The organism is Allobosea sp., assembly GCF_030695125.1.
Lineage (GTDB): Bacteria > Pseudomonadota > Alphaproteobacteria > Rhizobiales > Beijerinckiaceae > Allobosea.
In genome coordinates this window covers 128,697-152,825 of sequence record NZ_JAUYTP010000085.1, presented here as the reverse complement: position 1 = coordinate 152,825, position 24,129 = coordinate 128,697, and the positions used below count along the sequence as shown (strand labels likewise).

The 24,129-nt window shown below is 65.8% G+C and carries 19 protein-coding genes and 1 pseudogene; 10 read left to right on the top strand and 10 right to left on the bottom strand.

Annotation, left to right across the window (positions count from 1 at the left end; all coding sequences use genetic code 11):
- Positions 1-1,000 precede the first annotated feature (1,000 nt).
- From Q8S38_RS24900 to Q8S38_RS24865, 8 genes are all read left to right on the top strand, one after another.
- On the top strand, positions 1,001-1,519 hold the full coding sequence (locus Q8S38_RS24900) for a hypothetical protein (RefSeq protein ID WP_305683004.1): 519 nt from the start codon (positions 1,001-1,003) through the stop codon (positions 1,517-1,519).
- Positions 1,520-2,087: 568 nt separating this feature from the next.
- A complete protein-coding gene (locus Q8S38_RS24895) occupies positions 2,088-2,390 on the top strand; it encodes a DUF6538 domain-containing protein (protein ID WP_305683003.1) in 303 nt (100 codons plus the stop codon).
- A 238-nt stretch (positions 2,391-2,628) separates the two neighbouring features.
- Positions 2,629-3,672 (top strand): ABC transporter ATP-binding protein, encoded by a 1,044-nt coding sequence (locus tag Q8S38_RS24890; protein ID WP_305683002.1) that lies wholly within the window; start codon positions 2,629-2,631, stop codon positions 3,670-3,672.
- Between the two features lie 51 nt (positions 3,673-3,723).
- Positions 3,724-5,016 carry an ABC transporter substrate-binding protein gene (locus Q8S38_RS24885; RefSeq protein WP_305683001.1) on the top strand — a complete coding sequence of 431 codons (1,293 nt, stop codon included), beginning with the start codon at positions 3,724-3,726 and terminating at the stop codon, positions 5,014-5,016.
- A gap of 20 nt (positions 5,017-5,036) precedes the next feature.
- On the top strand, positions 5,037-5,915 hold the full coding sequence (locus Q8S38_RS24880) for a carbohydrate ABC transporter permease (RefSeq protein WP_305683000.1): 879 nt from the start codon (positions 5,037-5,039) through the stop codon (positions 5,913-5,915).
- Positions 5,912-6,775 (top strand): carbohydrate ABC transporter permease, encoded by an 864-nt coding sequence (locus Q8S38_RS24875; protein WP_305682999.1) that lies wholly within the window; start codon positions 5,912-5,914, stop codon positions 6,773-6,775. The genes Q8S38_RS24880 and Q8S38_RS24875 overlap by 4 nt, the downstream gene beginning before the upstream one ends.
- Before the next feature lie 16 nt (positions 6,776-6,791).
- Positions 6,792-7,634 carry an endonuclease/exonuclease/phosphatase family protein gene (locus Q8S38_RS24870; RefSeq protein ID WP_305682998.1) on the top strand — a complete coding sequence of 281 codons (843 nt, stop codon included), beginning with the start codon at positions 6,792-6,794 and terminating at the stop codon, positions 7,632-7,634.
- A gap of 21 nt (positions 7,635-7,655) precedes the next feature.
- Positions 7,656-8,480 (top strand): inositol monophosphatase family protein, encoded by an 825-nt coding sequence (locus tag Q8S38_RS24865; protein WP_305682997.1) that lies wholly within the window; start codon positions 7,656-7,658, stop codon positions 8,478-8,480.
- An 83-nt stretch (positions 8,481-8,563) separates the two neighbouring features.
- Here the strand turns inward: Q8S38_RS24865 and Q8S38_RS24860 are convergent, their stop codons facing one another.
- The 7 genes from Q8S38_RS24860 to Q8S38_RS24830 all read right to left on the bottom strand — a co-directional run bounded on the left by Q8S38_RS24860 (position 8,564) and on the right by Q8S38_RS24830 (position 18,947).
- Positions 8,564-10,300 (bottom strand): ABC transporter ATP-binding protein/permease, encoded by a 1,737-nt coding sequence (locus Q8S38_RS24860; protein WP_305682996.1) that lies wholly within the window; start codon positions 10,298-10,300, stop codon positions 8,564-8,566.
- A gap of 9 nt (positions 10,301-10,309) precedes the next feature.
- Positions 10,310-11,188 (bottom strand): ChaN family lipoprotein, encoded by an 879-nt coding sequence (locus Q8S38_RS24855; RefSeq protein ID WP_305682995.1) that lies wholly within the window; start codon positions 11,186-11,188, stop codon positions 10,310-10,312.
- A complete protein-coding gene (locus tag Q8S38_RS24850; protein ID WP_305682994.1) occupies positions 11,181-11,939 on the bottom strand; it encodes a hypothetical protein in 759 nt (252 codons plus the stop codon). Before Q8S38_RS24850 ends, Q8S38_RS24855 begins: the two co-directional genes overlap by 8 nt.
- 103 nt (positions 11,940-12,042) lie before the next feature.
- Entirely contained in the window at positions 12,043-14,319 is a 2,277-nt protein-coding gene (locus Q8S38_RS24845; protein ID WP_305682993.1) for a TonB-dependent hemoglobin/transferrin/lactoferrin family receptor, read from the bottom strand.
- Positions 14,320-14,687: 368 nt separating this feature from the next.
- A complete protein-coding gene (locus Q8S38_RS24840; protein ID WP_305682992.1) occupies positions 14,688-15,785 on the bottom strand; it encodes an ABC transporter ATP-binding protein in 1,098 nt (365 codons plus the stop codon).
- Between the two features lies 1 nt (position 15,786).
- Positions 15,787-17,523, bottom strand: a complete 1,737-nt coding sequence (locus tag Q8S38_RS24835) for an ABC transporter permease (RefSeq protein ID WP_305682991.1) — start codon at positions 17,521-17,523, stop codon at positions 15,787-15,789.
- A gap of 152 nt (positions 17,524-17,675) precedes the next feature.
- A complete protein-coding gene (locus Q8S38_RS24830; protein WP_305683009.1) occupies positions 17,676-18,947 on the bottom strand; it encodes an ABC transporter substrate-binding protein in 1,272 nt (423 codons plus the stop codon).
- A 499-nt stretch (positions 18,948-19,446) separates the two neighbouring features.
- Here Q8S38_RS24830 and Q8S38_RS24825 point away from each other — a divergent pair, with 499 nt between their 5' ends.
- Both Q8S38_RS24825 and Q8S38_RS24820 read left to right on the top strand, forming a co-directional pair.
- Positions 19,447-19,962 (top strand): GNAT family N-acetyltransferase, encoded by a 516-nt coding sequence (locus Q8S38_RS24825; RefSeq protein ID WP_305682990.1) that lies wholly within the window; start codon positions 19,447-19,449, stop codon positions 19,960-19,962.
- Positions 19,963-20,130: 168 nt separating this feature from the next.
- Positions 20,131-20,797: pseudogene (locus Q8S38_RS24820) on the top strand (haloacid dehalogenase type II).
- A 19-nt stretch (positions 20,798-20,816) separates the two neighbouring features.
- On the opposite strand, the gene Q8S38_RS24815 reads toward Q8S38_RS24820, so the two are convergent.
- The 3 genes from Q8S38_RS24815 to Q8S38_RS24805 all read right to left on the bottom strand — a co-directional run bounded on the left by Q8S38_RS24815 (position 20,817) and on the right by Q8S38_RS24805 (position 23,959).
- Positions 20,817-21,308, bottom strand: coding sequence for an Lrp/AsnC family transcriptional regulator (locus tag Q8S38_RS24815; protein ID WP_305682989.1), 492 nt, complete (start codon positions 21,306-21,308; stop codon positions 20,817-20,819).
- A 205-nt stretch (positions 21,309-21,513) separates the two neighbouring features.
- Positions 21,514-22,842, bottom strand: a complete 1,329-nt coding sequence (locus Q8S38_RS24810) for an aspartate aminotransferase family protein (RefSeq protein ID WP_305682988.1) — start codon at positions 22,840-22,842, stop codon at positions 21,514-21,516.
- Between the two features lie 91 nt (positions 22,843-22,933).
- The gene (locus Q8S38_RS24805) at positions 22,934-23,959 is read right to left on the bottom strand and encodes a phosphotransferase (protein WP_305683008.1); all 1,026 of its coding nucleotides are present in this window, start codon (positions 23,957-23,959) and stop codon (positions 22,934-22,936) included.
- Positions 23,960-24,129 lie beyond the last annotated feature (170 nt).

Genomic DNA, 24,129 nt, shown 5'->3' with positions numbered 1-24,129 from the left:
CCCCCCCCCCCCCCCCCCCCCCCCCCCCCCCCCCCCCCCCCCCCCCCCCCCCCCCCCCCCCCCCCCCCCCCCCCCCCCCCCCCGAATGATGCTACGTAGATTGATGCTAGGGTCTGGCTTTGCCTGCATTGCTCTGTCGGCGGCGTGGTGGCTTTCCTTTTTCCAAAGGGTGGCCCTCGCGATCGGTGTGAAGTGGGAGGGACTGGCGCAGGACGCTTTGCCTTGTCTGTTTTACGCAACGCGCCCCTGCCAGATCGCATACAGTGTTGCTGAGTTGGCGGGGTCGGTGTCGTATCGTCCCTTCCTGACTTGGATCGGTCTTGGGTTGCTCGCGCTCGGTTCTATTCTTTCAGCTGAAAAGGCCACGCTCAAGGACGAGCTTCCGAGGGAACGAAAAGACCCTCGGTTTTGCCGCTCAGGAAGGCGGAGCGCGGCGTGGTATTGCTGGAATGCCAGCGCCCGCTTTGTGCGAATGTAAAGAAGGGGGAGCGCCAGTGGACTTGCCCAAAAGGGACGCGCGTTGGTCATTGGGAATTTTCCTTGGCCTATTTTGCATTGCGACTGCAATAGCGGTAACCGGTCACTATGCAATGTCTTCGGGGTCTCATCAATCGCTTTGGCGAATAGACAATTTCACTGGGGACGTTTCGCTGTGCGTCAATCTCGATATGCGAAAGGAGCCCCGCTGTAGTCCGTGGGGATCGCGGCTATTAGAACCGCAGCAAGCTCCGGCCAAGCCAGCTATTGAAAGCGGGGCACGAACCGACGAGGTTGAGCGCCTGTTCAAGGAGCTAAACTTCGATCCCCAGAAGGCCGACGCCGGACGCTGAGCTTCGTGGAGGTGGGGCGGGTTGTTTGCCTAGAGCCGAAAACACTGTGCATAGGGGGCAACTGTCAGTCGCAGCTTCGTCGAGACCTGTCTCGCACGCATCTCCCTTGTTTGCAGCCAGCGATACGCTGTCATAACCTCGTATCGGCAAACCGATCAGCGAGAATGTAAATGCGCCCCGTCCACGCGAAACTGCTCAGCGGCATTGTAGTTGTCGCTTTAGCAGGCACTGCGATTACCCCCGCTGAGGCCAAACGTTTTCGCATCGGCGGCGGACTCAGGGCAATCGACCGTGCGGCAAAAAACTACGCCGTCAATACCCTAACCCCTGCCCAGCTAAAGAGCTGCCTCACCATCGAGGATAGACTTGAGAAAGCTAACACCGACCTAAAAGCGCGCCACGAAGCAATTTCCCGCCGGCAAGCCGAAATAGAGCTCCGCAGGTCGATGCTCAACGCAAGCCAGGCGGCCTTAGACCGCACGAGCCAGAAGAGCGTAGACGCATTCAACGCGCAGGTCTCCAAGTTGAATGCGACGATTCAATCCACCTCTGCAGCTAGCGCCGAGTATAACCGAAGTGTAGAAGCTCAGAAGCTTGAGAACGTCAGTTTCAATCGGGATTGTGGCGGAAAGCGCTACTACGAAGACGATCTCATCACTGCGCGCACAGAGCTCGGACTCACCGACTGACATTCCCGACGCAGGTTTGGCGTTAGTCCGCACTCACAATGCGCAAGAGTTGGGAAAGGAACTGGCTGGTCAGTCCCCACGAAATGCCTCCATTGAACTCTGATGCTCGTGGCTCGGCTTTGTGGGGTAAGAGTGCGGCCAGCAGTTTCCAGGAGCGGAAGAGCCGGTCCCTAAGGGGCGATCGTCGGTCCCCATGTCGTAGGGATGTGTCTCGCATGTGGAGTGCATTTTTGATTAAGGGATTATCTCTCGGTCTATTGGCGCAACCCACGAGAGGCGGCTACCCGTGCGCCAACACCGTGTAACAAACCCGCTTGACCGCTTCAAATTTTCCTTTAATTTCAAAGGCCTTTGGTCCGAAAAGCGCAATCCTCTCCTGGGCACCACTCTTTTTCCTCAGCAGGACAAAGAGATTCGGTTTTGTAAGGGCTTATCGGGTATCCGCTTTCACACAGCGGTTTCACACATGGCCCTTGCGATGCCACGTCCCTTCGCTACCAAGTCGGGATCCTACTACCTCAACGTTCGGGTTCCGAACGAGCTCCGGGAGGTCGCGCGCGGCCGTCCCGTGACCCTGCCGATCAACGGCGAATCGGTCACCGTGACCGTCACGGACAAGGTCTATGTGTCGCTGCGCACGAAGAGTGCGCGCGAAGCCAAGGACCGCTTCCAGATCGCCCTGAACCGGCTGGTCGCCTATTGGGATTCGCTGCGGACCGTGCCGGTGGCGCTGACGCCGACCGAGGTCAAAGCCCTTGCTGTGGTTCAGTATCGAACCGTGATCCCACCTCAAATGCTGCCAACCCCATTCACGTTGTTCGATCACCTTGTTTCGCAGCAGGTGATGATCGGCGCCGATCGCGACCCGTGAACAATGGCAATATAACCTTGAATTCAATGAATTAGAGGTGGAATTCGGAGGGCCCGTCTTCGGCGCCTGGCCACCATGCGCGTCAAGCGGTTCGTTGTGGCGCGCGGCTGAGCGACGGACCCCGGCGCGATGGGGGGCGGCCTTGTGCTGCGGGGCGATTTTGCGCCATATCGACGAACGAGAACATAGACCCTGTGCCGGCTCAGTTTGGCATCAGGGGCGCCGGTCCGGATGACGCATGGTTTCTGTCGAGCTGAAAGCCGTTTCGAAGACCTGGGGCGGCGCGGCGGCGGTCGACGAGGTCAGCTTCACCGTTGATGGGGGCAAGCTCGTCGCGCTGCTCGGCCCTTCCGGATGCGGCAAGTCGACGACGTTGCGCCTGATCGCCGGGCTCGAGGACACCAGCAGCGGCGCGATTCTGATCGGCGGCCGCGAAGTCACCCGGGCCGAGCCCTCCCAGCGCGGGATCGCGATGGTGTTCCAAAACTATGCGCTGTTCCCGCATCTGACGGTGGCGCAGAACATCGCCTTCGGTCTCGAGGTGCGCAAGGTCCCTCGCGCAGAGCGTGACACCCGGCTGGCACGCGCTGCCGACATCCTCGGGCTCCAGGGCCTGCTCGACCGCAAGCCCTCGCAATTGTCCGGAGGGCAGCAGCAGCGGGTGGCGCTGGGCCGGGCCGTCGTCGCGGAGGCTCCCGTCTGCCTGATGGACGAGCCGCTCTCGAACCTCGATGCGCAACTGCGCGTCGAGATGCGCCGCGAGATCCGAGAGCTCCAGCAGCGGCTGGGGATCACCATGGTCTATGTCACGCATGATCAGGTCGAGGCGATGACGATGGCCGATCAGGTCGTGCTCATGCGCAACGGCCGCATCGAGCAGGATGCCCCGCCCGACGAGATCTACGAGAACCCGGCGAGCATCTTCGTCGCGCGCTTCGTCGGCACGCCGCCGATGAATGTCGTGCCGCTCCAAGCCATCTTGGCGGCGGGCGGCGCCGGTCAGTTGACGCCGCCGCAGGGGTACGATCCGGCGACGCTGGCCGTCGGCATCCGACCCGAAATGACCGAACTGGGCGAGAGCGGCATCGCTGCCGAGGTCGTGGCGGTCGAGTATCTCGGCGCCGATACGCTGGTCGAAACCCGCATCGGGGGGCACGGCTTCATCGTCCGGCGGGCGGGCAAGGTGCGCACCAGGCCGGGCGAAACCGTCTACATCACAGTGTCACAATCGGCCTTGCACTGGTTCGACCAGGCGTCCGAGCGCAAAGTGGCTTCGGGTTAAGATCCGTTCACAAGGGTCGGGCGCAAGCCACCTCACCAGGGAGAAGACAAAATGGACAGGCGTGACGTATTGAGCGGCGCTGCGGCGCTCGCGGGATCCTTGGCCCTGCCGGGCCTCGCCCGGGCGCAGGCGGCGACCGAGGTCTCCTTTTTCTATCCGGTCGCCGTTGGCGGGCCGATCACCAAGCTGATCGACAGCTACGCCGCCGATTTCGAGAAAGAGAACCCCTCGATCAAGCTGAAGCCGATCTATGCCGGCACCTATCAGGAGACGATCGTCAAGGCGCTGACCGCGCACAAGAGCGGCACGCCGCCGGTGACCTCGGTCCTGCTCTCCACCGACATGTTCACGCTGATCGACGAGGACGCGATCGTCCCCTTCGACAGCTTCGTGAAGACCGAGGACGACAAGAAGTGGCTCGCCTCCTTCTTCCCGGCCTTCATGGAAAACAGCCAGACCGGCGGCAAGACCTGGGGCATCCCCTTCCAGCGCTCGACCGTGGTGCTCTACTGGAACAAGGAGCTGTTCAAGGAGGCCGGGCTCGATCCCGAGAAGCCGCCGACCAGCTGGGCCGAGCAGCTCGACTTCGCCCAGAAGCTGACCAAGAAGGACGCCTCGGGCAACGTCACCCAATGGGGCATCCAGATCCCGTCCTCGGGCTTCCCCTACTGGCTGTTCCAGGGCCTCTCGACGCAGGCCGGTGCGATCCTCGCCAATGCCGCCGGCAACACGACCAACTATGCCGACCCGGCCGTCGTCGAGGCGCTGCAGTACTGGGTCGACCTCGCGCAGAAGCACAAGGTCCATCCCCCCGGCATCGTCGAATGGGGCACCACGCCGAAGGACTTCTTCGAGAAGAAGGTCGCGATGATGTGGACCACCACGGGCAACCTCACCAATGTCCGCAGCAACGCCAAATTCCCCTTCGGCGTCGCCATGCTACCGGCCGGCAAGCGCCGCGGCAGCCCAACCGGCGGTGGCAATTTCTACCTCTCGAAGAAGGCGACGCCGGCCCAGCAGGAGGCCGCCTTCAAGTTCATCCGCTGGATCACGACGCCCGAGCGCGCCGCCCAGTGGGGCATCGACACCGGCTATGTCGCGGTCTCGCCGGCGGCCTATGAGACGGCGGCGATGAAGACCTATGCGGCGGGCTTCCCGCCGGCGCTGGTGGCGCGCGACCAGCTTCCGCATGCGGTGGCCGAACTCTCGACGCATGAGAACCAGCGCGTCACCAAGGCGCTCAATGACGGGCTGCAGGCCGCGCTGACCGGGACGAAGACGCCCCAGAAGGCGCTGGAGGATGCGCAGGCCGAGGCTGAGCGCATCCTGAAGCCCTATCGCTGAGAGACGGGACCCGCCTCGCGATGAACTCCCGCGCGACCGCCACGGTCCATGGCTGGCTGCTTCTGCTGCCGGCCATGGCCTGCCTGGCTCTCTTCACGCATTGGCCGGCGGTCGCGAGTCTCATCGAGAGCTTCTACTCGACACCCAAGGCGCGCCGCCCGGCGCGCTTCATCGGGCTCGACAATTACCACCAGCTGCTCGCGGACCCGATCTTCTGGAAGGCGATGTCGAACAATCTCTGGTTCGCGCTCGGCACCATCCCCACCTCGATCGCGCTCGCGCTCCTGATGGCGGTCTGGGTCAACGACAAGATCGTCGGGCGGACCTGGGTGCGGATGGCGTTCTTCACGCCGACGATCCTGCCGATGATCGCGGTGGCCAACATCTGGCTGTTCTTCTTCACGCCGCAGTACGGGCTGCTGGAGCAGATCGTCGGGCTGTTCGGCGGGCGCAGCACCAACTGGCTGGGCTCGCAGGACACGGCGCTGGCGGCGATCACGGTCGTCGCGATCTGGAAGGAAGCCGGCTTCTTCATGATCTTCTATCTGGCGGCCCTGCAGGCGCTGCCGCCCAGCCTCGGCGAAGCGGCCGCGATCGAGGGCGCCTCGCGCTGGACCTATTTCCGGCGCATCCAGTTTCCGCTGCTGATGCCGACGACGCTGTTCGTGCTGATCAATGCCGTGATCAACGCCTTCCGCATGGTCGACCACATCTTCGTCATGACCCGGGGCGGGCCCGACAACGCGACGACGCTGCTGCTGTTCTACATCTACCAGGTCGGCTTCAGTTTCTGGGACACGGCCTATGCGGCGACGCTGACCTGTGTGCTGCTGGCGCTGCTGGCGCTGGTCGCCTTCGTCCAGTACGGCATTCTCGAGCGCAGGACGCATTATCGATGAGTGCTGCTCCTCAGCCGGTTGTCACCGCGGCGCGCTCGGATCCTTATGCCCCCAAGGGCCTGGCTCTGACGCTGGAATCGACCGGGGCGATCCTGCTCGCGCTGCTCTGGGTGCTGCCCCTGGCCTATGCCGTCTGGGCGGCGATCCATCCGGCCGAGTACACCACCCGCTTCGTGCTGACGGCGCCGCTGACGCTCGACAACTTCACCAGGGCCTGGGCGGCTGCGCCCTTCGCACGCTATTTCCTCAACACCTTCATCCTGGTAACGATGATCCTCGCCTTCCAGCTCGTGCTGGGGACGCTGGCGGCCTATGCGCTGGCGCGGCAGGATTTCTGGGGCCGCGACATCGCCTTCGCGCTCATCCTGGCGCAGCTGATGATCATGCCCGATGCGCTGATCGTCGAGAACTACCGCACGCTGGCCAGGCTCGATCTGATCGACACCATCCCGGCCATCGCGCTGCCCTATATCGCCTCGGCCTTCGGCATCTTCCTGCTGCGGCAGACCTTCAAGACCGTGCCCAAGGAACTCGACGACGCCGCCCGCGTCGAGGGCGCCAGCCCGTTGCAGATCCTGATGAAGGTCTATGTCCCGCTCGCGAAGCCGACCTACATCGCCTATGGGCTGGTCTCCGTCAGCTATCACTGGAACAACTTCCTCTGGCCGCTGCTGGTGACGAACTCGGTCGAGTCGCGCCCACTGACCGTCGGCCTGCAGGTGTTCTCGTCGAGCGACCAGGGCATCGACTGGGCGGTGATCTGCGCGGCGACGCTGATGACCTCGGCCCCGCTGCTGATCGGCTTCCTGCTCTTCCAGCGCCAGTTCGTGCAGAGCTTCATGCGCGCCGGCATCAAGTGACCAAGGCGCGCAGGCGATGAAGCTGATCACTTGGAACATCCAGTGGGCGCGCGGGACGGACGATGTCGTCGATCCCCGCCGTATCATCAAGCACGCTCGCGCCATGGCCGATTTCGACGTGCTCTGCTTGCAGGAGGTCGCGGCGAATTTCCCCGATCTCGACGGCAATGACGACACCGACCAGTTCGCGCTGTTCGCGGAGATGCTGCCGGGTTTCACCGCGATCGAGGGCATCGGCGTCGATGTCGATGACGGCCGGGGCGGGCGCAAGCGCTTCGGCAACCTGATCCTGACTCGCTACAGGGTCGCGCAGGCCCTGCGCCATCTCCTGCCCTGGGAGGCCGCGGCGACGCGCAACATGCCGCGTGTACTGGTCGAGGCGGTGGCGCAGACGCCGCTGGGGCCCGTGCGGCTGATGACGACGCATCTCGAATACTCGTCGACCGTGTTGCGTGCGGCCCAGGTCGAGGGCATCCGGGAAGCTCATCGCATGGCCGCGTCGCGCGCCCGCACACCGCGCGCTCCGGGCCCGCACACCTATGCGCCGACGCCCAACACGGCGAGCGCGATCCTCACCGGCGATTTCAACATGCGGCCGGATGACCCCGCTCTGGCGCGACTGATGGCGCCATTCGACGACGGCACGCCGCCGCTGCGCGATCTCTGGCCCGTCGTGATGGGAGATGCACCGCCGCCCCCCACCGCCTTCATCGTCGACCAGACCTATGGTCCACCAGGCTGCCTCGACTATGTGCTGGCAACGCCAGACCTCGCAGGCCGCGCCCGCCGGATTGTCTGCGATGTCGACACGCGCGCCTCCGACCACCAGCCGATCCTGGTCGAGTTCGATGCCGGCTAACGGTCGGCGCGGGAGAGCACGATGTTGTTTTCAAGGAGCGATCTCGATCGGTTGAACGGCATCCTCAGCGAGGCGGCACGGCGCGAGATCATGCCGCGCTTCCGCAAGCTGGCGGCCGGCGAGGTGCGCGAGAAGGCGGCGCCGGGCGATCTCGTGACGGAGGCCGACGAGGCGGCCGAGCGCTTCATTTTCGCCGAGCTCGAGCGGGCCTTCCCCGGCGCGCTGCTCGTCGGCGAGGAGGCTGCGACGCGCGACCCGGCCGTGCTGGGGCGCCTCGCCGAGGCGGACCTCGCCTTCGTGATCGATCCCATCGACGGCACGCTGAATTACGCCTCCGACCTGCCGCTCTTCGCCGTCATGGCCGCCGCCATCGTCAGGGGCGAGAGCGCAGCGGCTGCGATCCATGACCCTATCCTGGACGACAGTGCGCTCGCCCTGCGCGGTGAGGGTGCCTGGCTCGAAAGCGCCGATGGCCAGGCCCGCGATCTGCGCGTCGGCAGGCCGGTGGCCCTTGCGCAGATGAACGGCATGGCGAGCTGGCAGTACTTCCCCGAACCGTTGCGCTCCGCCCTGCCGGCCCGCTTCCCCGCTTTCGCCAGCGTGGCGTCGCTGCGCTGCTGCGGCCAGGAATACCGCCTCGCGGCCTCCGGGCGCTGCGACTTCCTGCTCTATGGCGGCCTGAACCCCTGGGACCACGCGCCCGGCGTGCTGCTGTTCAGCGAGGCCGGCGGCCATGCCCGCATGCTCGACGGCAGCCCCTATGGTCCGGGGCGGCCCTCCACCGGCCTGCTCTGCGCGAGCGATCAGGAAAGCTGGCAGCAGATCAGGTCCGCCCTCATCGGGTGATGCGCCGACAAGCGGGGTCGTCGGGGGACGTCATGAAGACCATGAACGATCCGGGTAGGAAGCGAACGGTAAGTCGCGGATCGTCAACCCACCCGTTCAAGGCTGGCTGAGACATCGTCGGGAACGCCTGCCGCCTCTGCGGCGACGAGATCGATGATCCGATCGGGTCCGATGCCCTCGGGCGCGCGATGGGCGATGACGATGAAGCCGGTCATCGGCAGCGCGGCCCGCAGCGCCGCCAGCACCTGCCGCTCGGCTTCCGAATCGAGCGCGCTCGTCGCCTCGTCCAGCACGGCCCAGCCCGGCTTATGCAGGTGCAGGCGCGCCAGGGCGAGTCGCTGCCGCTCGCCGCCCGAGAGGCCGTGCCTGGCCTGGAGCCAGACCGCCTCGTCGCGGGTCCAGAGTCCGGGCAGCCCGACCGCGGCGAGCGCGGCGCGGTAATCCTCATCGGAGAAGTCCGCTGCCCGCGCCGGATAGGCGAGCGCCGCGGCGAGGCTTCCCAGCGGCAGATAGGCCTGCTGGGGCAGGAAGGCGATCGACCCTGCGGGCCGCTCGATCCGGCCCGCACCATGGCGCCAGAGCCCGGCCAGCGCCTTGACCAGCGTGCTCTTGCCGTGCCCGGACGGCGCGCGCAGCCAGCAGGCCTCGCCGGGAGAAAAGTCGAGCGCCGGCAGCGGCGCGAGAGCGCGTCCGGCCGGGGTCGAAAGCGCGATCTGCCGTAGCCGCAGGCGGTCGTCGGGCGATGCCGCCACGGCGGGCTGCGGAGCCAGAGCCGCGGCCGCCTCGGCGGCGTCGAGGAAATGGCCGAGCCGGCTCGCGGTGGCGGCGAGCTGCGCCAGGTCCTTGTAGGAGAAGATGAACCAGGACAGCGTCGTCACCACGTTCTGGAAGGCCGAGCGAATCTGCATCAGCCCGCCGAAGGTCACGCGCCCGGCGAGATAGGCCGGCAGGGCCAGAAACATCGGCATCGTCAGCACGGTCTGGAAATAGGGCCGCGAAAACAGGCCCAGGATGAGTTCGCGGCGGGCGAGCTGGTGCCAGTTGCCGGCGAGCGCCGCGAAGCGCTGCGCCAGCAGGCCGCGCTCGGCGGCCTCCCCGCTTGCGAGCGCGACCGGTTCGACATTCTCGCGCAGCCGCGTCAGCGCGAAGCGGAAATCGGCCTCGCGCCGCTGCTGCTCGCCATCGAGCCGCTTCAGCGGGGCGCCGAGCCCATGCGTGATCAGCGTGGCGATGGCGACGTAGACCGGCGCGGCCCAGACCATGTAGCGCGGAACTTCGACGGACAAGCCGGCCAGGGCGAAGGCCAGCGGAAAGGTCGAGAGCGACCACAGGATCGCGACATAGGAGATCAGTCCGACGATCTTGGTGATCAGCTCGAGGGCCTCGTCGGTCAGCTTGTCGACGAAGATGCGGCAATCCTCGGCGATGCGCTGGTCGGGGTTGTCGAGGCCGTTCTCCGTGCGGTCGCGCAGATGCCAATAGGCCTTGCCGGCCAGCCAGCGTTCGAGCGCAGCCTCCGTCAGCGCGTGGCGCCAGCGGATCTGCAGCTGCCGCCGCAGATAGGTGGAAGCCAGGTGAAGCGCCGCGGTGATCGCGGTCAGCCCGAAATAGACCCCGATCTGGTGCAGGGCGGCGGGGACGTCGAGCTTCTGCAGCGCATTGTAGAAATCGGCGTTCCAGGTGATCAGCTGGATTCCGACCCGCACGCCGATCAGCCCGAGCGCGACGATCGCGATGAAGTAGACCAATCCGAGGCGGCCGCCCGGGCCGCCGATGCAGAGCTTTGCGAGCCTGGCGATATCGGCGAGCACGGTCATCATCGCGCGGGCTCAGTTCGGTCTGGGCCGGTGGCGCGACGGCGGCGGGGGCTCCGGCACATCAAGCCGAAAGACCGCGTCGGCGATGCCGGCGAGCGCCGCCGGGTCGTGGCGGTCGCGATCGGTCGGCAGCAGCACCGCGACGTCCGCGATGCCCAGATCTGCGAGCTGATGCGGTGTGCCATGGCCGTATTCGAGATGGCCGCGCCCGATGATGCCGATGACGAGGTCGCCCGGCGCGCGCGCCAGATGGTCGGCGATGCCGCAGGCGAAGGCCCGGTCCCAAGTCTGCTGGGCGCGCAGGAAACGGTCGCTGATCGCCGAAGGGGCCGAGACCTGGCGATCGGCCGCGCCGCCACCCATCAACCCTTCGAGATAGGCGCGGTAGGCCGCGGTGGCCGGGGCGGACGGCGTGACGCCATCGCGCTGCTCGAGGGGAATCGCGTCCCATCCGACCTGACCGACCTGGGTGACCAAAGGGCGGTGGCAATTCAGCGCCAGCATCTTCACGCGCTGCTGCCGGCAGAAATGGAATAGCGGCAGATAGAGCGCGGGATCGAAACCCCAGACCTTTGACCACTCGCAGCGTTCGAGAAAGGCCGCCGTGTCCATCCCGCCGTCGATCCAGACGTCCAGAACGGCCTGCACCCTGCGTGGGAACATCTCGAAGCCGACCGCCATCTCGGGCCTGACCATGTGGAGGAAAGCGATGACGTGGAGCTGCCAGCGATGGATCTCGGCGATGTCATGGGTCTCGCCGAGCAGCACCGCGCGCTTGCGCGCCATGGCGCGCATCAGCTCCCCTTGTTGGAGAGCCCGCCCGGTGTCGGGACAGAGCCAGCTCGCACGGGGATGCGCGACCATGGGTGCGCCCTGCCCTGCTTCAGCCATGCTCACCACCGTCCATGACCGCCGGAACGCCAGCGAATGCGGCCGCCGGCCCGCACAGCACGAGGCCGGTCTCCCGCCCCTGCGCGTCCTGCGCCAGCAACCGCACCTCGCCATCGCCCTCCCGGCGCCGCCAGCCGAAGACGGCGCCGGCCTTGAGGTGGAGGTGGAAATCGCCCTGCATGATGTTGACGAAGCCCATCGAGGGCTTCGGTTCGGGCAGGGCGCCGACCCAGTGCTGGAACAGTCCCGCCCGCTCGAGATCGATGGCGATCGGCTGGCCATTGGCGAGGATCACGGCGAAGGTCGCGGCGCCCAGATCGTCCGCCGGCAGTTCAGGCGCAGCCTCGCCCGAAGGCGCCTCGCGCACCACCGGTTCGAGCGGCGAGCCGGCCCCGAGCGGCGCCAGCGCCGCGTCGAACGGTTCAAGCCCTTCGAGGCCGATCAGGCTGAACAGCGTCTCGCCCGCCGCATCCTGGCATTCGAGCTTGGGCAGGACCTTGTCGCGCATCCGGCCGGAACGATCGACGACGATGCGCGTGACCACTGCGAGGTCGATGACGCTGTCATGGCAGTTGCCGGTCAGGCGGGCCTTGCCATCGGCGATCGTGACGGTGCCCACGGGCCCCATCCGCTCATGGATGGCACCATTGAAGCGCGTGCTCAGCATTACGCGCCCCATCGCGGGCAGCAGGGGCAGAATCTCGGCCGGGCTTTGCGGCAGGGCTTCGCGCAGGGAAACGGGGGTGGTCATTCTGATGGTGCTCCGAAAGAGGGGGCGACGCTGCGGGTTTCGGGCGCAGCGTCGCGGGACCGCCGCACCGGACACGGCGTGGCAGCCGGACGGGAAGAGGGGCTCAGAACTCGGCCGTGGCCGAAACCTTGAAGGTTCGCCCCGGCGCGGTCTGGAGTTCCAGCGGATTGGCCGCGGCGACAGAGGTTGAGGCCGTCTTCGCGTAGGAGCCGCCGACGAGATTGGCGAAGTAGCGCTTGTCGAAGATGTTCTCGACGCCGCCGCGCAGGGTGATGAAGGAGGTCGGCTTCCAGTTCAGATAGGCGTCGAAGACCGTGTAGCCGCCCTGCTTGAAGGTGTCCGTCGTGCTCGCCCGGTTGGCGCCGCCCGCGAAGGTGCCGATCACCTCCGCCTCCAGCCCGTATTCCGGCATCAGGTATTTGACGCCGGTGACGGCCTTGAACGGGTTGACGTCGAAGGGCGTCTTGGCCGCACCGGCCGTGACGCGCTGGTCTGCATATTGGTAGCTGAGCGAGGCATTCAGCAGCCAGCGCTCGTGCAGGCGGTACTCGGCCGAGGCCTCGACGCCGGAAATCTGCACCTGCGAGACGTTCCGATAGGTGTAATCGGTCGTGCCGGGGATCTGGTACAGGGACTGGATGAAGTCCTTGTAGCGCGCATGGAAGACGCCGACTGAGAACCAGCCCTGGGCGAACTGGCCGCGAACGCCCGCCTCATAGGAGCGCACGCTTTCGGGCCGCAGATCGGGATTCGGGATCAGGTTGTAGGTCGAGGCGGGCAGCGAGGTGTAGAGCTGCTCGGCGGTGGGCATCTTGAAGCCCTCGGCATAGCGGCCATAGAGCGAATAGGTCTCGTCCAGCTTGAAGATCGTGCCGACCTGCGGGATCACCTTTTGGGAATCGATCTCGCGCGGCGCCTTGCCGGGCACGATGACATAGCCGGGGCCGAGCCTGGGATCGATGTTGTAGGTCGCGTAGCGGATGCCGGGCGTGATCGTCCATCGGCCCGACAGCAGCTCGATCTCGTCCTGGATGTAGATGTCGGCCCGCGTCGTCGTCGCATTGGCGAAGTTGAATCCGCCGGCGACCGTCGTGGTCAGCACATTCGTCGCGAGGTTGCGGACGTCGTCCTGGCGCTTGTAGTCGGTGCGGGTGATGTCGCCCTGGAAGCCATAGGTCAGGCGGTGGAAGCTCGGGCCCAACGCGAAGCTCGACTTCGCCTGGATGTCGAGCTGCGAGAACTGCTCCTCGTAATCGTGCAGGCCGCGGGTGAAGCGCTGCTGGCCATTGGCGAGCGTCTGCAGCCGATTGCTGACGAAGGTGCGGCTCTGGGGCGAGTAGGAGGCCTGCCAGCGGACAGAGTCGAGGAAGCTCGCCCCGACATCCCACTCATGCTCGAGCGCGATGCGCTTGCGAGACTTCACCTGGTTGCGGATATAGGCGCCGTTGCGGATGCCGCTGCTGACGACGTTGTAGTCATTGAGCTGGTTCACCGTCGAATCGCTGTCGTAGTATTCGCCGGTCAGCTTGAAGCTGTGGTCTCCGCCCGGCTTGAAGACGAGCTTGCCGAAGGCGTTCCAGACCGTCGTGTCGAGCGGGTTGAGCTGGTTGCAGCCGAGGAAGCGGCTGGTCGGTACGGGACAGCCCCAGCGGCCGCCATCGGCGCGCGCCTTGGTCAGCTTCGCCTCGTGCCCTGTCTTCTGGCTGACGCCGAAAATGCCTTCCAGCAGCGGCGAGAAGCGGAAGGCCGCCACGCCCGTCTTCACGAAGGACCGGTCGAGGCTGTCATAGGCGCTGCTCAGCCTGACCGCATAGGGCTTGTCCTTGTCGAGGCGGTTCTGGCCCTTCAGCAGGTCCTGCGGATCGAGCGTGCGATAGGCGACGATGCCGCCGAGCGCATCCGCGCCCCAGAGCACGGAGCCCGGCCCGCGCACAATCTCGACGTTCTTCAGGAAGGGCAGATCGACAAAATCGCGGTTGCCGTCGGTGACGCGCTCGATCACCCGCGCCCCATCGACCTGCATCTGGACGCGGTTGCCGCCGACGCCGCGGATGGTGAAGCCGCCGAAATTGGCGAAGGGGTCGGTGCTCGTCGTCTGGCGGTTGACGCTGATACCCGGCTGGTGGCGCACGAGATCCTGCATGTCGCGCGTGATGCGCTGGTCGAGGTCCTGGCGGGACATGATGCTGACCGTGCCGGGGACGTCGAGCACCTGCTTCTCGCCGCGCGTGGCGGTAACCGTGATCTGGTCGAGCGAGATCGGCTCGGATGCGGTGTCGCGCGCAGGAGCCTGCGTGACCGCCTGAGCATAGGAAGCCGCAGGAACGCAGATCGAAGAGAGAACAACAGTTAAAGCAACTAATTTTGAATTGTTATACATTTTATCGCCCCACCATCGGATGGGGCCGTCTAATATAATGATATCTCCAATACAACAGATATTCTAAATTTTAATATTAGTGTAAAATCGATAAATATTTATAACTAGACTGATTTTAAACTTATAACTCACAGCTATATTATTATAACTCCATACCTTAGAGGCAAATCATTTTAATTCGTCATTTATTCAAAATTGCGATCCCACCGGCCTTATGCCAAGCCCTCCCAGGCCGATAGTCGGCATGTAAAGCGCGCATTTTAACACTGCGCAGGTTCGTCGACCCGGGCTGCCACAAGAGCGGCGGCAGGCGTGGGCCTGCGGCCCGGAACAGATCGCACGGCGCGTCCGTCGAATCTCGGGATCAGTCAGTCTGCCAGCCAGATCAGCGCGTGCGGCGAGAGCGTGACCGTCGCGTCGGCACCGATCTCGTGCAAGTCACGCCCGGACTGGAACGGCGTGTCGACCGCCACCTCGGTCTCTCCGACGCGCACGCCGTAGCGCACGCTCGCGCCGAGAAATTCGCGATGCGCCACGACGCAGGGCAAGGCGAGGCCGTCCCCCGCCGACGCGGCAGGCCCGGTCAGAGCGGCGTGCTGGGGGCGGAAAACGAGCTTGGCGCCGTCTGGAATGGTGATGTCAGCGCTGATAGGAAGCTTGATCCCGCCCTTGATAGCGAAGTGGCGCTCCCCGCCCGTGCCCACGACGGTGCCGTCGAGGATGTTGGCGGTGCCGAGGAAACTGGCGACGAAGAGATTGGCGGGGCGCTCATAGAGCTCCATCGGCGTCCCGACCTGCTGCACCACGCCATCATTCATCACCGCGATGCGGTCGCAGATCGTGTTGGCCTCCTCCTGATCGTGGGTGACGAAGATCGTCGTCAGGCCGAGCCGCTGCTGCAGGTCGCGCAATTCGCGCCGGACCTGGACACGCATCTTGGCGTCGAGATTGGACAAGGGTTCGTCCAGCAGCAGCACCTTTGGCTCGACCGCCACGGTGCGCGCGACAGCGACGCGCTGCTGCTGCCCGCCGGAGAGCTGCGAGGGGCGGCGCCCGGCGAGATGCCCGAGACCGACCAGATCGAGCGCGACAGCGACGCGCCGATCGACCTCGGCACGGCCGACGCCGCGTTCCTCCAGCCCGAAGGCGACATTGCGTGCGACGCTCATATGCGGCCAGAGCGCATAGGACTGGAAGACCATGCCGACGTCGCGCTTCCAGGGCGGCAGGCCGGAAATGTCCTTGCCGCCGATCAGCACGCGGCCTGTATCGGCCTGGTTGAAGCCGGCGATCAAGCGCAGCAGCGTGGTCTTGCCGCATCCGGACGGGCCGAGGAAGGCGAAGAACTCGCCGGGCCGGATCGACAGATCGACGGTCTTCAGGACGTGGTTGTCGCCATAGGAGAGATTGACTCCTTCGATGTCGACCGAGACGGCCGGGGTGGTCAGCGGGGCGATGGCGTTCATGTCAGTGGCCCATTCCCTTGGCCTTCTGGCTGCGTTCGATGATCAGATGCGAGATGAAGGTGCAGAGTGCGACGAGCAGAACCGCGACGACGCCGAGCGCGGCGCCGGGGCCCCGGCCGGCGGCCGACTGCATGAAGACGTAGAGGCCGAAGGCGAGCGGCGCGTCGGAGTTCGACTGGACCAGCATCAGCGTCGCCGAGAGCTCGACCGCCGCCGTCGAGAAGCTGGTCACGAAGCCGGCGAGAATGCCGCCCGCCATCAGCGGCACGACGACCCGCCTGACGGTGCGGGCCTTGGTGGCGCCAAGGTTTTCCGCCGCCTCCTCGAGCGAGACCGAGATCTGCTGGAGCGCGGCGTAGCAGGCCCGCAGCGCATAGGGCAGGCGCCGGATCGCGAGCGCGAGCACGATGGTGATCCAGAGCGACGCCAGCGGCGTGCCGTCCGGCAGGGTGACGCCGTAGAAGGTCCTGAGATAGCCGATGCCGAGCACCACGCCGGGAATGGCCAGCGCGGCTGAGGCCGCCCAGTCCAGCCATTCGCGCCCGATCAGCTTGGTGCGCAGGACCAGATAGGCGATCGCGACGCCAAGCACGATGTCGATACCGCCGGCCAGCGTCGCATAGATCAGCGTGTTCGTGATGTAGACCGAGCTTTCGCCGAAGACGCGGGCGTAATGGGCCGTGGTGAAGGCGTCCGGCAGCGGCGAGAACGACCAGATCGTCGCGAAGGAGAGCAGCAGCAGCCCCAGATGCGGCGCCAGCACGAGCCCCAGGATCAGGATGACGACGCCATAGCCGAGCACGGCTTCCCAGGGCGTCATGACGCGCCGTGCCAAACCGCCGCCGCCACGCTGGGTCGTGGCGTAGTCGCGTCCCTTCAGCGCCAGCGCCGACAGCCACATGGCGATCACGGAGGCGACGATCAGCACCACGGAGATGACGTAGCCCATCGGGTCGGCGATGCCGATCGAGGTCACCCGCAGATAGGCCTGCGGCGCGAGCATGTCCTTGACGTTGAGCAGCAGCGGCGTCGCCAAGTCGTCGAAGACCTTGACGAAGACGAGCGATGCGCCGGCGAGATAGCCCGGCAGGGCGAGCGGGAAGACGATGCGACGGAACAGGCGGAAGCCCGAGGAGCCGAGGTTCTGCGCCGCCTCCTCCATCGCCCTGTCGATGTTGCGCAGCGCCGCCGAGAGATTGATCAGGATGAAGGGGAAGTAGTGGACGGACTGGACGAAGATGACGCCGTTCAGCCCTTCCATGAAGCCGATCTTGAAACCGAACCAGTCGTCCAGCAGCAGGTTGATCGAGCCGTTGCGGCCGAAGAAGAGCTGCATCGCGACCGCACCGACGAAGGGCGGCATGATCAGCGGCAGGAAGCCGAGGGTCTGGACCAGCATCGCGCCGCGGAAGACGAAGCGCGTCGTCAGATAGGCCAGCGGCAGGGCGAAGACCGAGGCCCAGACCACCGACATCGCCGAGACATAGAAGGAGTTCCACAGCGAGCGCATGAACAGCTCGGTGCGGACGAAATCGTAGAAATTGACCAGCGTGAAGTTAGACGTGCCCTTCTCGGTGAAGGCGACGTAGAGCACGGTCCCGACCGGAAGCCCCAGGAACAGCAGCAGGAAGGCCGCGATCGCAAGTGCCAGCGCGATTTGGCCCGGCGTGGCGGAAAGGCGGCGGGCGCGGGGAAGAGTGCTGGTGGCGGTGGGGATGGCGGTGGGGATGGCGGTCATGCCCGTCCTGATCGTTGAACCAAAAGCGCGCGGTCATCCCGGACAAGCGGCGAAGCCGCGCCGATCCGGGATCCATTCCTGAGCCGTACCGGCATGGATCCCGGATCTCCGCTTCGCTGCGTCCGGGATGACGCGGGGATGGGTTATAATGCTCAGCGCGCCGCCTTGAGCGCCTCTTCGGCCTTGGCCTTGGCCTTGGCGTAGCTGTCGCGGGCGAAGCTCGCCCATTGCGCCTCGACCTCGGCCTGGCGTGCGCCCTTCTCCTTGCCGCCGGTGAAGGCGCCGCGCAGTTCGGCGCTGGAGGCCTGCGCCTCGTTGACCGGCATGGCGGCGATCAGGGCGCGCGCCTCGTCGGCCATCGCCTTCGCCTGCGGGTTCGGCTTCTTCGCCAGCGCCGCCTCGACCTCGTGCAGCGTCTTGGTGACGCCCTTGAGCGCGTCGAGTTGGAACGAGATCAGCTGGTCGAACAGCGTGTCGACGACCGCCGTGCGGGCTTCCGATTTGTCGACGTCGAAGCCGATCATCTTCTGGAAGCGGGGATCGGTGAAGGGGTTGGGATAGTCGGCGCCGGCCTTGGCATAGACGGCCGGGTTGACCGGCAGGCGGCGGATGCCGGGCTCGAGCAGCACTTCCTGTCCGGCCGGCGAGAGCAGGAACTCGACGAAGGCCTCGGCTGCCGCCTTGTTGGGCCCATTGGCGACGATGCCGACATTGGCCGGCACCACGGTGGTGACGGTCGGGTAGACGAACTTGACCGGGAAGCCCGAGGCCTGCGCCGAGAAGGCGAAGAAGTCGATGACGATGCCGACGCCGACCTGCCCGGAGTTCACGGCTTCCGGCACGCCGAAGGAGCGGTCGGTGATCGTGTTGAAATTGCCGGCCATCTCCTTGATGGTGCGCCAGCCCTTGTCCCAACCCTCGCCCTGGAGGATCGTCTCGATCGTCAGATGCGTCGTGCCGGACCGCGCCGGCGAGGCGATCGAGACATGATCGTAGAAGGCCGGGCCCGCGAGATCCTGCCAGTCCTTGGGCTCCGGCAGCTTCCGCGCCTTGGCATAGCGGTCGTTCCACATGATACCGTAGCCGGAGGCCGCGAAGCCGACATAGAAGCCGGCGGGATCGTTGATCGGATAGGAGCCGATCTTCTCAGGGATACCCGTCGCCTTGGGCTTGTACGGGGCGAGCAGCTTCTTGCCCTTGAGCACCTCGAAAGCGTCCGGTGCCGAGGCCCAGAACAGGTCGACCTGGTTGTTCGCCCTGGTCTCTTCGAGATACTTCACGCCGGCATTGGTGTTGCGGTTCTGAACCTCGAGCGTCACGCCCGGCGAGGCCTTCTCGAAGGCCTTCTTGATCGGGTCGGTCACATCCTTCGAAAACGACGTGACCACGGTGACCTTGCCCGCAGGGGCCTGGGCCCAGACCATGGTCGACGTCAGGGCGAAGCCCACCGCCAGAACAAGTTTGTTGATCGCCACGATAACCTCCCAGATCTGATTGACCGCGCCCGGCATCGAGGCCGGGCATGCGTGCAAGGCGGATAGCCGCCCCTGCTCGTCATGAAACTGTCACATCCAACGGTGCGCTGTCACCCGGAACTATGTGTGCAGTGCGGTCGGCTTAGCCGGCGCAGTACGCCCGGCGGGCGCCGGGAATGGCCGGCCATGCCCGCCTGACAGCGATTACGCTTGGGAAGGCGCTCGGCGGGCTGCCGCCCTTCCTGGTCAAGACCGGAGGCGACGAACTGCTCTCGCAGGCGTCGGCGCCGTAAGCCGGCAGGAACCGATCCGGAGACATCCGGTTCCTGTGAGCCGAGAGCTGGCGCGGGAAATCGGAGCGGTGGGGTGAGTGTGTTTTCGGCCTGAACGCGGCATGATTGTCGTGAACAGGAGCCCCATGGCGAGAACACACCGAAGGTTTCGCTCGATGCCGCATGACGACGTCCTCATCAGGCCGGGCATGGCCGACGACATCCCCGCCCTGACCGAGATCTTCAATCACTACATCGAGCATACAAATGCCCGGTTCACCACGGAGCCGATGACGCAGGAAAGCTGCCGGGCCTGGTTCGGCGGCTATGGTGCGGGGCGCTACCGGCTGCTGGTGGCGCAGGATGCCTCCGGCGTGCTGGGGGCCGCCTATAGCAGCCGCTACCGTCCGTCTGCCGCCTTCGACACCACGGTCGAGACGAGCATCTACATGCATCCCGGCCGGCGCCGGGGCGGGATCGGGACTAGGCTCTACAGCGCCCTCATCGCGCTCCTGCAGGCGGAGGACGTACATCTCGTCGTGGCCGGCGTCGCCCAGCCGAATGCGGCGTCCAACGCGCTTCATCGCAAGCTGGGGTTCGAGGAGGTCGGCACCTTCAAGGACTATGCGCGCAAGCGCGGCGCCTGGATCAGTTCGACATGGTTCCAGCGCTGCATCGGCGGCGAGGCCTGACGCTTCGGGATCCCCTGTCCGCTTGAGCGAAGGATCTGCTGCCGGACGCCCGATCTGCGGCAATTCGTGCTCGACAGGCCTGTGATCCGGCGCGTGCCGTGACGCGATCGCCCCTTAGGATTGCTGCGACAGCGGGGCGGATCGCCTCGCCAAGCAGGAGCCGAGGCCATGGCCATCATCAAACCGCGATACGTGACCTTCGACTGTCACGGTACGCTGATCTATTTCGCGATGGCCGACGCGGCGCGCTCGCTCTACGGCGCCCAGCTGGAAGGCGCCGCGATGCAGACATTCATCGACGATTTCTCGGCCTACCGCCTCGACGAGGTCATGGGCGACTGGAAGCCCTATGAGGCGATCGTCTACAATGCCCTGGAGCAGACCTGCCGCCGTAACGGCGTCGTCTTCCGGCCCGAGGATGCGCGCTGGGTCTATGAGCAGGTTCCGAGCTGGGGGCCGCATCCGGATGTGCCCGCCGGCCTCGCCAAGGTCGCAGAGAAGATCCCGCTGGTGATCCTGTCGAATGCGATGGACGACCAGATCCCCCACAACGTCGGCCGGCTCGGCGCGCCCTTCCACGCCGTCTACACCGCGCAGCAGGCCGGCGCCTACAAGCCGCGCTTCAAGGCCTTCGAGTACATGCTCGACATGCTCGGCTGCGGCCCTGAAGACATCTGCCATGTCTCCTCGTCGTTCCGCTACGACCTGATGTCGGCGCATGACCTCGGAATCAGGAACAAGGTCTGGGTCAACCGGGGCCATGAGCCGCCGAACCCCTATTACGGCTATGTCGAGATCCGACATCGGCGGGCTGCCGGGCGTCTTCGGCCTCTGATACGCCGGATCGCAGGCGGCTAGTTCCCCAACTTCAGGCTCCGTAGCGGGACTGCGCGGCTCGCGAATGGCTTTCTCAGGACGATCTTCGTCGAGAACTTGATGATGCCGACATCCAGCTCCAGTAGATGGTCGCGGATCTCGCTGAACCGCGCCATGCTGGTTGCGGTGATCTTGAGGATGTAGTCGCAGCCGCCGCTGACATTGTAGCACTCCGTGATCTCGGGCAGCTTCTCGGCGGCCTCCTCGAAGATGCGGAAGCTGTCGCGGCGATGCTCGCCGATGGTGATCTCGCTGAAGACCGTGATGAAATCGCCCAGTTTTTCGAGGGCGATGTCGGCCTCGAATCCCCGCAGCACGCCGGCCTCCGCCAGGCGCTTCACCCTGGCGAGGCAGGGGCTGGGCGACAGACCGACTGCAGCGGCCAGCTCGACATTCGAGCAATGGCCGTTGCGCTGGAGATGGTCGAGAAGCTTGAAGTCGAGCCGGTCGAGTGAAACTGCGGACCCCATGCGCTCCTGCTCGTTTCTGGATCTCGAAGCGCGTCAGACCGCGCCTCTGCCGCCCTGCCCGCGCGCAACCACCCGCTTGCGATATCCGATCCTCAGACGGTTCGCCCGGTCGCGCAAGCCGCGCGGGGATGGTCCTGTCCGAAGCGTCCCGTGCGTCCTGCGAGCGGCCTAGCCGCTCCGCGCGACGTCACTCGGCCGGTCGCGTTTAAGGCGCAGCGGTTTCGAGCGCATCACCGAGCGCCTGCAGGAAGCGATCGACATGGCTCGCTTCGCAGACCAGCGGCGGGCGGACCTTCAGCGTGTCCTCGTTCGCGCCGGTCGTGCTGATGAGAACGCCGTCGTCGCGCAGGGCATTGACGGTGTTCAGGGCCATGGCCCGTCGCTCGGCGGGCGCCATGCCGTCGAGGCCGATGTCGATTCCGAAGAACAGCCCGGCATGGCGCCAGGCCCGCAGCCCCTGCCTGCGTCCTGCAAGCGCCACCAAGCCGGCATCGAGGCGCTCGCCCATCGCGAGCGCGTTCTGCGGGATCCTATCGCGCTGCAGGATCGTGAGAACGGCATCGGCGGTCGCGATACCGACGGTGTTGCCAGCGAAGGTGTTGGAGTAGCGGGCCGTCCTGCCGAAACGGTCCATCGGCGCGTGCCGGCCGACGACGGCTCCGATGGGAAAGCCGTTGCCCATGGGCTTTCCGAGCGTGGCGAGGTCGGGCGTGATCCCGTGCCGCTCGAAGCCCCACAGATGTGCGCCGGTCCTTCCAAAACCCGGCTGCACCTCGTCGGCGATGAAGAGGCCGCCCGCGTCGCGGACGGCGGCGACCCCGCCGGCGATGAAGCCGGGTGGATCGACCCAGACGCCGTCGCTCGAAAAGATGCTGTCGATCAGGAGCGCCGCGACGCCGATCCCGCGCCGGTCCAGATCGGTGATTGCGGCCCGCACCTGCGCCTCGAAGAAGTCGGCAGCCTGCGAAGCCGGCACGCCTTCGGGCCCCGGCAGCGACACCAGCCGTACCGACGGGCTGAGCTGCACGGCCGCGCCCAGATTGGGCGAGACCGCCGCGACCGACGCGCTCGTGCCGTGATAGGCGTAGGATGAGACGATCACGCCGTCGTTCCCACTGGCCAATTTGGCGATTCTGAGCGCGAGGTCGTTGGATTCGCTGCCCGTGCAGGTGAAGACGACCCGGTCGAGCTCCTGCGGAAAGGTGGCGACGAGCCGCTCCGCATAATCGACCAGATGCGGCTCGAGATAGCGCGTGTTGGCGCTGATCAGGCCGGCCTGCGCCGCCATCGCGGCATTCACCTCGGGGTGGCAATGTCCCAGCGAGGGCACATTGTTGTAGAAATCGAGATAGGCGCGGCCATCGGGGTCGTAGAGCCACATTCCCTCGCCGCGCACGAAGTGAACGGGCTTGCGATATTGCAGCCGATAGGACGAGCCGAGGACCGCATCGCGGCGGGTGATCAACTCCGCATCGCGGGGGTCGATGTCGGCTTCACCCGGCCTGTAGCGGTTGGGCATGAGATCGACGGGCATGGGGTTCAACCTGTGACTGTGAATGTGGGAGCGAGTTGGCGCTCGGCGGCAGGCTTTGCGGCGGCTCTGGCGGCTGCGGGATGTCCGGTCTTCATCGGGTCGCTGCCATCACGGCCTCCTGTGCCTCGCTCGCGCCGAGTGCGGAGAGGATCGACAGGCCCCGTTCGGCGCGGCCGACATTCTTGTTGATATAGGCCGCATTCTCTGGAAACAGGTGTGAGCGCCAGTAATTGATCAGGATCAGCGCGCTCTGGCGCGCCTTCATCAGCTCGACCAGCAAGCCGGCTTCGATGCCGGACAGCGGTAGGGCCTCGGCATAGCCGGCGATCAGATGCTCGGCCCCGCCCAGCGGGAGGGATGGATCGCTGACGACATGGCTCGCCGCGATGGCGAGATCCTGGATTCGAGGGCCATAACAGCCATCGCCGAAGTCGATGAAGGCGATGCCGTCGTCGGTCGCGAGCGTGTTGAAGGGACTGGGGTCGTTGTGCGCGACCTGCCAGGGCACGTCGGCCAGCCCAGGGGCGATGTCGCGCTCGAAATCCGCCATCGTCTGGCGAACGGCCTCTGCCACCGCCCCAGGCGGCAGGTGATGCTGAAGGTCCATCAGGCCCGGCCAGCACCGGACATGCCAGAGCACGGGCCGGTGCATCGCCGGAAGCACGTCCGTGCCCAGGGCGAGATCAAGCAGGCCTAGGGCGCGGCCAGCCTCGCGCAGCAGTCCGGGCGTCGCGGGCAGTCGGTACAGGGGCGTGCCGTCCAGGCGGCTTTGCAGATAGCCGCAGACGCCATCCGCCTCGAACATCAGCTCCCCACGCAGGGTCGGCACAATTCGAGGCGCGATGAAGCCGTCTGCGTCGGCGACCGCAGCGATCGCGGCGGACTGAAAGCGGAAGCTGTCGGCCGCCGTCGGCTGGCCGGAGATCTTCAGGATCAGCCGTCGATCATCGGGACAGCGGACCTCGGCGGTGCATTCGACCTCGGATGACAGGATATCGACAGGTCCCGACAGACCGTAGTTCCGCGCCAGAACCTCCGCCAGAAGGCCGGCGGGCACGACGCTAGGCGGCGCCGCCAGGACGGCCGCCGCCTTGCGGAAATAGGCCGCATTTTCCACACGGGGCAAAGGCGTTCGCCTCCCGTCGCCGGCCCAACCCAGAAGCCAGCCCGCGTCCTGCAGGGGATCGGCACCGTGCTTGACGTTCAAACGAGATCTCCGCGCCTTGCAGCGATCGCAAACCGATCCCAGTGGCGAGGAGATTAAGCCCAGTGCGGCGCTTACGATCG

Coding starts and splice junctions, on each gene's coding strand:
- Q8S38_RS24840 (WP_305682992.1), bottom strand. CDS start 15,785: ATGAACGCCATCGCCCCGCTGACCACCCCGGCCGTCTCGGTCGACATC.
- Q8S38_RS24885 (WP_305683001.1), top strand. CDS start 3,724: ATGGACAGGCGTGACGTATTGAGCGGCGCTGCGGCGCTCGCGGGATCC.
- Q8S38_RS24835 (WP_305682991.1), bottom strand. CDS start 17,523: ATGACCGCCATCCCCACCGCCATCCCCACCGCCACCAGCACTCTTCCC.
- Q8S38_RS24815 (WP_305682989.1), bottom strand. CDS start 21,308: ATGGGGTCCGCAGTTTCACTCGACCGGCTCGACTTCAAGCTTCTCGAC.
- Q8S38_RS24810 (WP_305682988.1), bottom strand. CDS start 22,842: ATGCCCGTCGATCTCATGCCCAACCGCTACAGGCCGGGTGAAGCCGAC.
- Q8S38_RS24860 (WP_305682996.1), bottom strand. CDS start 10,300: ATGATGACCGTGCTCGCCGATATCGCCAGGCTCGCAAAGCTCTGCATC.
- Q8S38_RS24850 (WP_305682994.1), bottom strand. CDS start 11,939: ATGACCACCCCCGTTTCCCTGCGCGAAGCCCTGCCGCAAAGCCCGGCC.
- Q8S38_RS24870 (WP_305682998.1), top strand. CDS start 6,792: ATGAAGCTGATCACTTGGAACATCCAGTGGGCGCGCGGGACGGACGAT.
- Q8S38_RS24900 (WP_305683004.1), top strand. CDS start 1,001: ATGCGCCCCGTCCACGCGAAACTGCTCAGCGGCATTGTAGTTGTCGCT.
- Q8S38_RS24890 (WP_305683002.1), top strand. CDS start 2,629: ATGGTTTCTGTCGAGCTGAAAGCCGTTTCGAAGACCTGGGGCGGCGCG.
- Q8S38_RS24830 (WP_305683009.1), bottom strand. CDS start 18,947: ATGGTCTGGGCCCAGGCCCCTGCGGGCAAGGTCACCGTGGTCACGTCG.
- Q8S38_RS24880 (WP_305683000.1), top strand. CDS start 5,037: ATGAACTCCCGCGCGACCGCCACGGTCCATGGCTGGCTGCTTCTGCTG.
- Q8S38_RS24855 (WP_305682995.1), bottom strand. CDS start 11,188: ATGGCTGAAGCAGGGCAGGGCGCACCCATGGTCGCGCATCCCCGTGCG.
- Q8S38_RS24845 (WP_305682993.1), bottom strand. CDS start 14,319: ATGTATAACAATTCAAAATTAGTTGCTTTAACTGTTGTTCTCTCTTCG.
- Q8S38_RS24825 (WP_305682990.1), top strand. CDS start 19,447: ATGCCGCATGACGACGTCCTCATCAGGCCGGGCATGGCCGACGACATC.
- Q8S38_RS24875 (WP_305682999.1), top strand. CDS start 5,912: ATGAGTGCTGCTCCTCAGCCGGTTGTCACCGCGGCGCGCTCGGATCCT.
- Q8S38_RS24865 (WP_305682997.1), top strand. CDS start 7,656: ATGTTGTTTTCAAGGAGCGATCTCGATCGGTTGAACGGCATCCTCAGC.